The following is a 730-nucleotide window of genomic DNA, read 5'->3' as shown; positions in this document are numbered from 1 at the left end:
GCAAGAAATATTCTTAATTATACACACAAAAAATTGAATTCAGATAAAAACTATTTTCAATACTACTACTTATCTGGGAAAATATTCAATATGATGATGGATAAAGAAAGTGCGGAGAAGGAACTTATATTATCGCAAAAGTATATTTTGCCACAGAGTGAAGAAGAAATTTTGGTAAAGCATATGCTTCAACTTATATTAGTAGAAGTGGTCGGACGAAAAGATGAGGCAAAAGAAATTTTTTATTCTATATCTAAACATCTTGATAAGTACCCGGAGAATTCCCAAGCACTTGCAACATTATTGAAAAATTGTTCAAATTACTATACTGGAAAACAAGCATTGAGTTTACTTAAAAAAGCCTTAGAAATAAGCGAAAAAAATAATGATTTAGTCGAAATTGCATTTATAAAAAATAACATGGGGTACGAGCAATTTAAGCTAAACAATTACGAAAAATGCAGAACTTTATATAAAGAATCCATCAATATTTTACAACAGACCAAAATACACGAAAGTGCATATCCATTGAGCAATTTGGCTGTTTGTCATATGATTAATCAGGAGTATGATGAAGCAATTGCGTTAATTAATCGAGCCTTTTTTTGGAACTGTTCTAATTACTTGGAATATGTACTTAATACACATTTAATGTTATGCTATGAACAAATCGGGAAAATAATGAGTCATACAAAATAGCTAAATGCCTATTGGATAAACTTGAATCTGG

The 730-nt window shown here is 29.6% G+C and carries 1 protein-coding gene; it reads left to right on the top strand.

The features are described 5' to 3' along the window. On the top strand, positions 1-699 hold a 699-nt coding region (locus DW059_RS15705), incomplete at its 5' end, for a tetratricopeptide repeat protein (RefSeq protein ID WP_207659182.1). Positions 700-730: the final 31 nt, after the last annotated feature.

This window comes from Roseburia sp. AF42-8, from assembly GCF_003435965.1.
GTDB classification, from domain to species: domain Bacteria; phylum Bacillota; class Clostridia; order Lachnospirales; family Lachnospiraceae; genus Roseburia_C; species Roseburia_C amylophila.
This window is presented reverse-complemented; position numbering and strand designations above follow the sequence as displayed.